The following is a 10,711-nucleotide window of genomic DNA, read 5'->3' as shown; positions in this document are numbered from 1 at the left end:
CGGCGGGGACTGGAAACGGAGCGTCAGCCACCGCGCCAGTCCCCGACCCTACTCAATGGACCCACAGAAATGCCGCTGAGACGGCGGTACATCATTGTTGCGTAGTACTCCAGCTGTAGATGGTGATCTTCACGCTTCGGCGGGTTGTCGTCGGTAGTGGCTGGCTCGGGATCTAGCCTGGTGGCGACGTCGCCAGTGAGACCAGTCGAGCCGATGAGCGACATGGTGGATGGGGCGGACCACGAGAGCGATGAACAGGCGCTGGATCTCGTTGCTCGTGAGCGGTACGAGATCTCCGGATGCAGGCTGACGGTTGTGTTCGTCTGCGCGTACGACCGCGAGGAAGGCGTGCGCGAGCATGGCCAAGGTGACCCACCGCGACCAGGAGGTATAGCGGCGGACCTGGTGCTCATCCAGGCCCGCCAAGCCCTTTCCGGACTGGAAGAACTCCTCCACTCGCATCGCGCACCGGCGACCCGGACCAAGGTGGTGAGCGGGACCGGCATGGGCGAGTAGCAGCGGTAGAAGGCGAGTTCGCCGGTGTTCGGGTTGCGGCGGATCAGCAGTTGACTGCTACCGGAGACCGAAGCGTCATCTGACAACGCGCGACGGCCAGTCAGCACAAGCCAACCTCTCGGCATCCAGCCGCCTTCACCAGCAAGATCGCGATCTACAGCTGGATTATTAGGGGCAGGGCTGATGTGTCTAGCAGGCTGAGGCACAGTTTGATGACGATGCTCACCGGGGTATAGTGCCTGTTCCACCGGGCCCGGTCTACCTGCCGGCAGCCAGCAGAAGCCGACCTACCGACCCGAGATGCTGTCCGCCCACAGGCCAAGATCAAGATCTACAGCTGGTACTAGGTTCACCATGAGATCGGGTACAGGTTTCATGGCACCGTCCTCCTTCGGTGCCCTAGCGTCGTGCCATGACGATTCCAGCTGGACTGAGACGCACGGTCCTCCGGGCGCGGCGGGACAGCGGCTTTCTTGCCGCTGGTGTGCTGCCGCACCTGGCGCTGGTGCCCGTGTGGGCCTGGGCGGCGACGACTACCGCCAGGACGGGGAACTGGCTCCTTACGGTTTCCATGTCGGCCGCCCTGGTCCTGCTCGGCACCCCGGTGCTGACGGCCGTTCAGCGGGCTCGCTACCGGGTGCTCATCGGTGTGGACGTCCCCCGGCTCACCCCCACCGCGCCGGAACAATGGACGTGGGCCTCGACCGCCCGGTGGCTCGCGGCGACGCGGCCTTGGCGCAAGATCGGCTACCACCTCCTGCTAGGCCCGCTGCTCGCGCTGCTGGAGCTGCTGGTGCTCGCGGTGACAGCGGCGTGCCTGGCGGGCGTCATCGCCTACGCCTGGTCAGGGGCGCTGCCAACCGGAATCCGCCAGGACTGGTTCGGCTACCTGACCCAGCTGCCGGCTTACACAGCGGCTGGACTCCTCCTCCTGTGCGCCCTGCCCTGGACCGCGCGTGCAGTAGCCCGGGCCGAGGCGCGGCTGGCGTTGGGCCTGCTCGGGCCCAGCCGGGCGCAGCGGCTCCAGGAGCGGGTCGATCAGCTGGCCGTGAGCCGGACCGACTTGATCGAGGCCGTCGACGCGGAGCGCCGCCGGATCGAGCGCGACCTGCACGACGGAACCCAGCAGCGGTTGGTGTCTCTCGCGGTCAACCTGGGTCTGGCCATTGCCACCCGCCCGGACCTGCCGAGTGATGCCCGCGAGGTGATCGCGAGAGCGCACCTGGAGGCGAAGGAGGCGATCGCCGAACTCAATGACCTGGTGCGGGGGCTGCACCCGGCCGTGCTCGAAGACCGAGGTCTGGACGCGGCGTTGTCCGGGCTGGCTGCCCGCACGCCCCTGCCGGTGCGGCTGCGGATCAATCTGGAGGAGCGGGTGGCACCCAACGTGGAGTCGGTTGCGTACTTCGTGATCTCTGAGGCGCTGACCAATGCAACGAAGCACGCCAACGCGATGCGTGCAGAAGTGATAGTCCATCAGGTCGGCGAGGTGCTGCGAGTGCGCGTTACCGACGACGGGCTGGGCGGTGCCGACGCCGCCGCCGGCACGGGGCTGACCGGGCTGGCCAAGCGGGTCGGCTCCCTCGACGGGGCCTTCCACGTCAGCAGCCCCGTTGGCGGGCCCACCACCATCACCGCGGAGCTGCCGTGCGCGCGGTGATCGCCGAGGATTCGGTGTAGTTGCGGGTCGGCCTGATCAAGGTGCTGGAGATGGGCGGCTTCCAGGTCGCCGCAGAAGCCGGCGACGCGGAGGGGCTGTTGGCAGCAGTGGCGGAGCACCGGCCCGAACTTGCCTTGATCGACGTCCGGATGCCGCCCGGCTTCACCGACGAGGGGGTGCGGGCGGCGATGGAGATCCGTCGGCGCTGGCCGGGGACGCCGGTAGTGCTGCTTTCGCAGTACGTGGAGGAGCGGTACGCGGCTGACCTGCTGTCTGCGAACAGCAGCGGTGTGGGCTACCTGCTCAAGCAGCGGGTTGCCGATGTCGCCGACTTCGTGGAGGGGTCCGGCGAGTGGCGGACGGGGCACGGCCCTGGACCCGCAGGTCGTCGCCCAGTTGCTGCTGCTGCTGCGGCGGCGCGACAGCGACCCGCTCGCGCGGCTGACCCCCCGCGAACGGGAGGTGCTCGGCCTGTCGGCCGAGGGGCGCTCCAATGCCGGCATCGCGCAGGCGCTGGTGGTCAGCAAGAGCGCCGTGGCGAAGCACATCAACAACATCTTCGCCAAGCTTGACCTGCCCGTGGTCGACGCGGACCACTGCCGCGTCCTGGCCGTGCTGCAGTTCCTCGGAGCGCCCCGGGCTTGACCTTCCCATCCGTGATCACGATCTACTGCTGGAGTAAGTACTCCAGCAGTAGATCGCGATCTTCATGTCTGGGTGGCGGCTTGTCGCTGATAGTGACTTCTTTGTGCTCGGGCTTGGCCAGTGGGACCAGCGGAGGCGATGTGTTGGGTCATGGCGGTGTTGGACCGTGAGGTGGATGAACAGGTGTTGGATCTCGTTACAGGTCAGGGGGATCAGGTCACCGGTACTGGCTGCGCGGGTGTGTTCCTCGGCTCGAACGACCGCGAGGGAGGCATGGGCGAGCATCGCCAGGGTGACCCAGCGGGTCCAGGACGTGAAGCAGCGGACCTGGTGTTTGTCGAGGCCGGCCAGGCCCTTCTCGGTCTGGAACGTCTCCTCCACACTGCGGGAGCCGATTAATCATCCGGCCTGGTCAAGCGCAGGTTGGTACTCGTGGAGGATTCCGCCGAGTCGGTCTCTTCGGCGGACCTCCAGGTGTCTGACGTGTTCCGGCGCGCTGGTTGGCTCGGGGAGCGGGCGGAGTGGAGCTGCTTGTCTCAGGGTTCGGTGGGTTCGGTGTTGGTTGTAGTAGGTCTCGAACTCGTGGAGCGACGCATGCAGAAGGTGCCTGTGGTTCCAGATCAGGGTTCGGTCGAGGAGTTCGTGCCGGCAGGTTTGGATCCAGCGCTCCATGGTGGAGTTCATACGCGGTACTCGGATGCCGCTCCGGACGGTCTCGAGTCCTGCGTCGGTGAGCATGGCGTCGAAGGCGGCGGTGAACTTGGAGTCGCGGTCGCGAATCAGCAAGCGGGCGTTGCTGCCTGCGTCTTCGAGGTCCATGACGAGGTTGCGTCCGAGCTGGGCCACCCACTGTGCGGTGGGGTGTGCTGTCACACCCAGGATCCGGATGCGCCGGGTGGAGTGCTCGATGACCGCGAAGACGTACAAGTGTGCCCCGATCAGGGTGCGGGTCTCGAAGAAGTCGCAGGCGAGCAGAGCGTGTGCCTGGCTGCGCAGGAAGTCGGCCCAGGTGGTGTCCTGTCGTTGCGGCGCGGGTGGGATGCCGTGCTCCTTGAGGATTTCCCAGACGGTGGAGGCGGTGACCTTGATACCCAGGGCTGCGAGCTCGCCGTGGATGCGCCGGTATCCCCAGGAAGTGTTCTCTCGGGCGAGGCGCAGGACCAGGGCGCGGATCGAGCGGGCGGTGGGTGGTCGTCCACGCCGCTTCGGCACGCAGGATACGGCATGGCGCCGTTCGAGCAGGTTGCGGTGCCAGCGCATGATCGTGTCGGGGCGTACCAGCAGCAGGAGCTGGCGCAGTTTGTTCATAGGGAGGTGGTGGAGCAGGCCCGCGAGGATGGCGCGGTCGGTGTCGGTGAAGGTGGGCTTGCCGACCTGGCGCTGTAGAACCAGCAGCTGGTGTCGCAGGGCAAGGATCTCGATGTCCTTGTCGCGGTCGCTCATCGGCAGCAGGCGCAGGAAGGCGAAGGCGTTGGTCGCGGCGAGGTAGGCCAGACGAAGCAGCACGACAGATCATGATGCCGCTGACGCCCTGCGGGTAAAGACATCAGAGGTGGGGGACAGCCACAGTGGATACCGGCGATCAAGACCGCGGCCTGGGCGGATGGTTAATCGGCACCCGCAGTGTCCGGGATTGTTTCCTCCTGGTGGGCGGGGGTCAGCGACGGTCGGCCTCGGCTCGGCGGCCTGCCCGCAGTTGATGAGGTCGGATTGCTGCCACGGTTCATCGGCGGCGTCCGGCGCCCGGGACCGCCCAGTGGATGGTCGGTGCGTAGGTGGGCTTCGGCGGGATCGGCCAGGCCGACGGCGGCGACGTGGGGGGTGCCGGACTGCGCTGCGGCGATCGGCCGGCGGCGGCCTGCGCGAGGCGGCTGCGGCGCTCCAGCACCCCGTCCGGCAAAGCGGGCCGCAGGGGGCTGACCGGGGTTGCAGGGTCGAGGGAGAGGTCGGCGTGCACGGCATATCCGTGACTGCGAAGATCCTTTACAGCCTGGCGTGTGCGGCGGGGGCCGTCACGCTCGGGTTTGCTGAGCCGGAACAGCCTGGGCTGGTGGGGGACGGGCTCGAACTGCTCGCAGGCCAGGAACCATTCGGCGAGGTGCGGGGTCACGGAGGGGGTGAAGGAGGCGACGAAGCCGTGTTCGTCGTGGGTGCCCTGCCGAAGACGAAGTGGGTGCCAGGGTCCAAAGGGGCGGGGCTCTCCTCACGTTGGTGGTGGTTGCGGGACGGTCCTGTTCGCCTGACGCGATGGCGACGATGCCCGCGTCCCGGCTGTAGGTCAGGGTGATCTGCACGTCAGACATGGGTCAGGGCCTCGGGTAGGGTCCGCGACTTCGCGCGCAATGGTTCCTGTGAGAGCGCTGGAATTCGGGCTACGCGAGCGCCGCATGTGTCAGCTTTTGGTACGCAATCGGCTTTGGCCGTCAGCTGGTTGGTGACTACGGGTGGCACATCAGTAGTCGAGACGAAGGTCGGTTTGACCAGCCGGGGGTTTCCGGCTGTAGACGATTTGGTGCTTGGCTCAGTCGGGGAGGCGAGCCTCGTACGCGTCGGCCGTGCGGCCGACCTCTGGCTGTTTGAGCAGTCCGCCCTGGGGGGTAGTTTGTCCGAGATGACGCGTTTCTACCTTTGAGGAGTCAGACATGGCGCAGGGCACGGTGAAGTGGTTCGACGGTGAGAAGGGGTTCGGGTTCATCACGGTGGACGACGGGGGGAAAGACGTCTACGTCCACTTCTCCGAGATTCAGAGCAACGGCTACCGATCGCTGGAGGAGAACCAGCGCGTCGAGTTCGACGTCACACAGGGGCCCAGGGGACCACAGGCTTCAGGTGTGCGAGTCATCTGACGGCTCAGGAGCGAACCGATAGGAGTCGCTGACCGCCCGGTGCTGCCCGCGCTCCGCACAGCCGTGTTGGGGTGGCATGGAGGACGGGCAGCGCGAACTCAGCGGAGATCGAAGGAGCCTCAGGAAGGGCCGCTACCGAACGTAGTCATTGTCAGCGGGATCGCGGATTTGCCAATCCGTTGTCACCCAAGCGCCTTCATTATCAGGGAAGTCGCGGATCCTAGACCTCGTGTAGGGAGCGCGCTTTCGTGAGCACCGGCTCCTGCGGAAACGCTGGTTTCCGCGAGAGGTGAGCAGAGGGCGTGTCGGCTGATGATGAGCAGAACGGCCCGCCGTACTCAAAAGAGCGGTCGCTCTCGGTGACGCACCGAGGATCCGGGCATGGCCACGAGGCCAGAGTTTGTGCGGTTCGTATGGGCTCCACGGGAAGCTCGTCGGGGGCTCGGGTGAACTTCAATGGTCGCGACGATCGCCGGTTACCCCAACCGGCGATCGTCGTCTATGTTGCGGTCGCTCGGCTGGTGCGGTCGTGCTTATACGGGCCCTCCGGCACTGCTGCGACCACGAACGCGCACCTGAGCTGAGTCACTCGTCACCTGGGCGTCCATCACGCTTATGACGAGGCGTCTCACCCGCCGAGCGAAGAACTCCGGGCGGCCGGTACGGCTCATGCAAGGTCATCCGGCGGATGAGCGTTTGTCGGGGTTAGTCGACTCTGAGTTCGCGGGCTGCAATAGGGCTGCGTGGTTCGTGTTCTCTGCGGGAGGCTCGTGGTTGTGGTGAGCTTCCATGGTCGCGACGATCACCGGTTGCCCAAACCGACGATCCTTGGCTATGTGGCCGCCGCTTGTCGGTGGCGCCCCGCCCGGGCCGCCGCCGACCGCCATGGCATCGAGAGCGCACCAGGCGCTACGCCTCAGTGACGGACATGACGGCGCGAAGGTCACCCCAGGCGGCGGCACGACATCTGGGCCTGGTGCGCAGGGTCAGTCGCTGTCGTGACAGCACGCTTCGGGTCGGCAGGTAGGGCTGCGTGAGCAGCGGTGCTGAGGGCGCGTGCTGTGAGCATGTGGTTGAGCTTGTCGGCGAGGCGGGGTGCGTGCCGGTTGAGGCGATCGTAGGCGCGTGCGCGGGCGGGGGCGATGATGACGGCTTTATTGCGGGTGAGGCGGGTGAGGATGTGCTGAGCCAGGCGTTCGGGTGGGTAGGGCCAGGGGTGCAGGGTGCGTATGAGGGTTTTTGCGTCGGCTGCGAGGGCTGTTGCGGGCAGGTCCGGGTTGAGGTGGTCGAGGATGGGGGTATCGACCAGGCTGGGGCACACGACGTTGACGCGGATGTTGTACCGGGCGGCCTCGGCGCGAAGTCCCAGGCTCATGCCGACGACGGCGTGTTTGCTGGCGATGTAGGGGCTGAGCCCGCCGATGGCGACGCGGCCGGCGATGGATGCGGTGTTGATGATCTGGCCGTGCCCCTGTTCGATCATCAGGGTGTAGCAGGCGCGGACGCCGTGCACGACGCCGAAGAAGTTGACGTCCATGGCGCGTTGCCAGTGGGCGAGGCTGAGTGTTTCGGTGGCACCACAGGTGACGATGCCGGCGTTGTTGCAGACCATGTCCAGGCGGCCGTGGCGCTCGAAGACGCCCTGGTAGGTGCGGGTGACGGCGTCGGGGTCGGTGACGTCGAGAACGAGTGATTCCCGTCGGGGGCCGTCGGGGCCGGGGTGCAGGTCCGCGGAAACTACGGTGATCCCGCGGTGGGTGAGTGCGTCGCACAGGGCCAGGCCGATGCCGGAGGCGCCGCCGGTGACGAGTGCGACGGCGGGGGCGGGGAAGGCGGGCACTATCAATTCTCCTGGTGCAGGTGGTAGTGGCCGCGGCGGGGGGAGCGGGTGCGCAGCCAGTACGCGACGGTGGACTTCGGCCACATGACGCGGTTGGTGCCGGTGCGGTCGAGGTACCAGCTGTCGCAGCCGCCGGTGGTCCATACGCTGCGGCGTGAGCGGCGTTGGATGTCGTCCTCGAAGCGTTGCTGTGCGTCGGCCCGCACATCCAGGGAGCGGGCTCCGGTCCTGTCCAGGAGACGCAGGCAGCGCAGGATGTAGTGCATCTGGGCTTCAGCCATGAACAGCACCGAGGTGTGTCCGGCAGCGGAGTAGGGGCCAAGCAGGAGGAACATGTTGGGAAAGCCGGCCACGTTCACCCCGAGGTAGGAGCTCAGTCCGGTGCTCCACACCTGTGCCAGATTGCGTCCGTGGGTACCAGTGATGTCCAGCCGGGCGTATTCGTCGATGACGTCGTACCGGGTCGCGCAGATGATCACGTCCGTCGGGTGCCGTGTGCCGTCTTGGGTGACGATCTCGTGTCCGCGGATCTCGCTGATCGGCTCGCTGACGGCGCGCACGTGGGGCTGGCGCAGTGCGGGCAGAAAGTCACTGGAGAGCAGGATGCGCTTGCAGCCGATGCGATAAAGCGGGGTCAGCGCCTTTCGCACGTCCGGGGCGTGCACGTGCCGGTGCAGGTGCCGGCGTGCGACGGCTTCTGCCAGCCGGCCCAGACGGGGCAGGGCGTACATGACCGGACCGCGGACTTCCAGGCTCCAGTAGGCCGCGGCCCGGCGAAGCCGCTGCAGTCCTGGCAGGCGCCGGGTGAGCCCCTGTTCCCAGAGGCGGTGGGTGCGTTGCAACCGGGGCAGGATCCAGGCCGGTGTGCGTTGGAAGACGTTCAACTGGGCTGCCTGGATGGCGATGTGGGGTACGACTCGAATGGCGCTGGCGCCCGTTCCGATCACCGCGACCCGTTTGCCCTGCAGCTCGCACGTGTGATCCCACTGGGAGGTGTGGAACGCCGTCCCGGTGAAGGAGTCGAGGTTCGGCATGAGCGGTTTGCTCAGTCCGCCGGTGGCCAGGATCAAAAACCGTGTCCGGTATTGACCGTGTGCGGTGTGGAGGGTCCAGCGCTGGGTGTCCTTGTCGAAGGCAGCTGTGAGCATCTCGCGCCGGTAGGCGATGTGCTCTTTGATGCCGAAGTCCCGCACGCATTGCCGCAGGTAGGCCCAGATCTCTTCTTGCGGGGGGTAGGTGGAGGACCAGGGGTGGTGAGGGGTGAAGGAGAATGAGTAGAAGGTGGCCGGCACGTCGGCCCCGCAGCCGGGGTAGGTGTGGTCGCGCCAGACCCCTCCTACATCTTCGCCCTTCTCCAGGACAAGGAAGTCGCGTAGCCCGGCCAGGCACAGCTTGATGGCCATGCCGATGCCGCTGAACCCGCCGCCCACGATGACAGTCTCGTGTTCGCTGATCATCCGCGTACCGCCCGAATGGCCGCTTCGGCCCCCGCCGCACCGCTCGGCGCCGTGGGTGTGCGATGGCCGAACGAGCGGGTCTTGTAGTAGAAGGCCAGCATTCCCGCGGCGCAGGACAGGGCGCACCAGACCAGGGCCCGCGCTGCCGTCCAGCCGGGATCGGTATGGGTGAGGGCTGCGGCGTTGACCGCCTGAGCCGGCCCGTAGAGCGGTAGGCCCCCAGGCCGGTCTGCTGGGCGTGGGGGTTGGTGACGGGGTTCTGCAGGCTGGTGTCGAGGAACGTCGTCATGACGATGAGGAAGAACCCCTCCAACTCCCCGCGCACCAACGAGCCCGCCAGGATGCCGAGGCCGCCGTAAGCGAGGGCCGCGGTGGCCAGACCAGCGCACAAAGGTGCGGGCTGCAGGACGGGCCACGACAGTCGTAGCAGCACGGTCGCGTACAGGGACAGCACCACGGATGCTCCAGTCAAGGTGGTGACCTTGGCGAGCACCAGTTGCGGGCGGGGATAGCCCGCCAGCACCAGGCGTTCGTCCATGTCCCGGGCCGTGAACGTCGCCCGGAACATCATGAAACCGCAGATCACTGTGAGCGCGTGCAGAGCGCTGCTGATTTGAAAGATCCTGTCGATGGTGCTGGAAGCCTCGGTGCCCACCGCCCGCAAGTAAAAGACGACCGCAGTGGGATACGCGGTCACTTTGACTACCCAGATCCACACGGGAACGAAGAACACCGCCATGAGCAGGGCGAGTCGGTCGCGAACAAGACTCAGCACGGCGAACTGCAAGGCCACCGCATAGGCAGCCCAGGCACGGGTCACAGCGCCGCTACCCTCTCTTCAAGCAGCCCGTCGCACAGCTGGTACACCGCGTCGAAGTGCCGCAGGTCATCGGGAATGTGGGAAACCACGACCACGGAGCGGCCTTGGGCGCGCAGATGTCCTGCCAGTTCCCAAAACCTCTGGTGGGTGTCCCAATCGAAGCCCTGATACGGCTCGTCCAGCACTAGCAACGCCGGCTCGTGCATCAACGCGAGAGTGAGGTTCAACTTCTGCCGCGTTCCGCCGCTCAACTCGCCAGCGCGTCGGCGTCGGCAGTCGGCGAACGCCAAAACGTCCATCAACTCATACGCGGGACGTAGGTTCGTCTGTCGGTGAGCGATCTGGAAGAGCCGCAGATGCTGATCGACGGTGAGCATGTCGTTCACCACGGCCCGCTGAGGGCAGAATCCGACGGCTCCGAACCGCTCGACCCGCCCGGCGTCAGCAACCGTCCGTCCCACAGCGATCTGCAGCAGAGTGCTCTTGCCGGCACCGTTCTCACCGACCACGCCCGTCAACGTCCCGGGAAAAACCTCCAAATCGACTCCACGCAACACCGCACGCCTGCCGTACGCCTTGCACACACCGCTCATCCGTAGACGAACCTGCGTTTCCACCGACCTCACCCTGCTAACAAGTACGCCGTTCCGGTGCTGGTCAACGATCAAGGGGCAGCGAAGACACCGCAGGGCCGCCAAGGTCGAGAAGCTCATGCGCGAGCCCGTGCGACCGACAGCCTTCGTCAACTTGCCGGGTCCGGTGGAAGCCCAACCACCAACTCGTAACCCGCATGCTTCACCCGCCGCATCCAAGAACTGCGCGCAGGTTCCGGGCGTTGGAGATCTGAGGAATCGCTTAGTGGGCGGGGCCTTTCATCAGATAGAGCGGCTTCGGATCATGGCTGGAAACCGGCGGTTCCGCGCCGTC

Annotated in this window: 7 protein-coding genes and 3 pseudogenes; 3 read left to right on the top strand and 7 right to left on the bottom strand. The window is 66.5% G+C overall.

What is annotated here, in order from left to right; genetic code table 11:
* Positions 1-129: 129 nt before the first annotated feature.
* Positions 130-578: pseudogene (locus tag C6N31_RS34635) on the bottom strand (IS701 family transposase); the annotation flags it as partial.
* Positions 579-928: 350 nt separating this feature from the next.
* Here C6N31_RS34635 and C6N31_RS34630 point away from each other — a divergent pair.
* Both C6N31_RS34630 and C6N31_RS34625 read left to right on the top strand, forming a co-directional pair.
* Positions 929-2,176 (top strand): sensor histidine kinase, encoded by a 1,248-nt coding sequence (locus tag C6N31_RS34630; RefSeq protein WP_198359002.1) that lies wholly within the window; start codon positions 929-931, stop codon positions 2,174-2,176.
* Between the two features lie 50 nt (positions 2,177-2,226).
* Positions 2,227-2,821 (top strand): annotated as a pseudogene (locus tag C6N31_RS34625) (LuxR C-terminal-related transcriptional regulator).
* A gap of 62 nt (positions 2,822-2,883) precedes the next feature.
* Here the strand turns inward: C6N31_RS34625 and C6N31_RS44505 are convergent.
* From C6N31_RS44505 to C6N31_RS34610, 3 genes and pseudogenes are all read right to left on the bottom strand, one after another.
* A pseudogene (locus C6N31_RS44505) lies at positions 2,884-3,214 on the bottom strand (IS701 family transposase); the annotation flags it as partial.
* 6 nt (positions 3,215-3,220) lie between these two features.
* Entirely contained in the window at positions 3,221-4,327 is a 1,107-nt protein-coding gene (locus C6N31_RS34615) for a helix-turn-helix domain-containing protein (protein ID WP_198359000.1), read from the bottom strand.
* Between the two features lie 217 nt (positions 4,328-4,544).
* Positions 4,545-4,931, bottom strand: coding sequence for a hypothetical protein (locus C6N31_RS34610; protein WP_269289381.1), 387 nt, complete (start codon positions 4,929-4,931; stop codon positions 4,545-4,547).
* Between the two features lie 532 nt (positions 4,932-5,463).
* Between C6N31_RS34610 and C6N31_RS34605 the strand changes: the two genes are divergently transcribed.
* A complete protein-coding gene (locus tag C6N31_RS34605; protein WP_164293062.1) occupies positions 5,464-5,667 on the top strand; it encodes a cold-shock protein in 204 nt (67 codons plus the stop codon).
* A gap of 943 nt (positions 5,668-6,610) precedes the next feature.
* Here C6N31_RS34605 and C6N31_RS34600 read toward each other — a convergent pair.
* The 3 genes from C6N31_RS34600 to C6N31_RS34590 form a co-directional block, all read right to left on the bottom strand.
* On the bottom strand, positions 6,611-7,507 hold the full coding sequence (locus tag C6N31_RS34600; protein ID WP_198358999.1) for an SDR family NAD(P)-dependent oxidoreductase: 897 nt from the start codon (positions 7,505-7,507) through the stop codon (positions 6,611-6,613).
* Positions 7,508-7,509: 2 nt separating this feature from the next.
* Positions 7,510-9,090 (bottom strand): flavin-containing monooxygenase, encoded by a 1,581-nt coding sequence (locus C6N31_RS45310; protein ID WP_198358998.1) that lies wholly within the window; start codon positions 9,088-9,090, stop codon positions 7,510-7,512.
* 690 nt (positions 9,091-9,780) lie between these two features.
* Entirely contained in the window at positions 9,781-10,377 is a 597-nt protein-coding gene (locus tag C6N31_RS34590; protein ID WP_198359005.1) for an ATP-binding cassette domain-containing protein, read from the bottom strand.
* Between the last annotated feature and the right edge of the window lie 334 nt (positions 10,378-10,711).

Source organism: Streptomyces fildesensis, from assembly GCF_016107395.1.
Classification (GTDB): Bacteria; Actinomycetota; Actinomycetes; order Streptomycetales; family Streptomycetaceae; genus Actinacidiphila; species Actinacidiphila fildesensis.
This window is presented reverse-complemented; position numbering and strand designations above follow the sequence as displayed.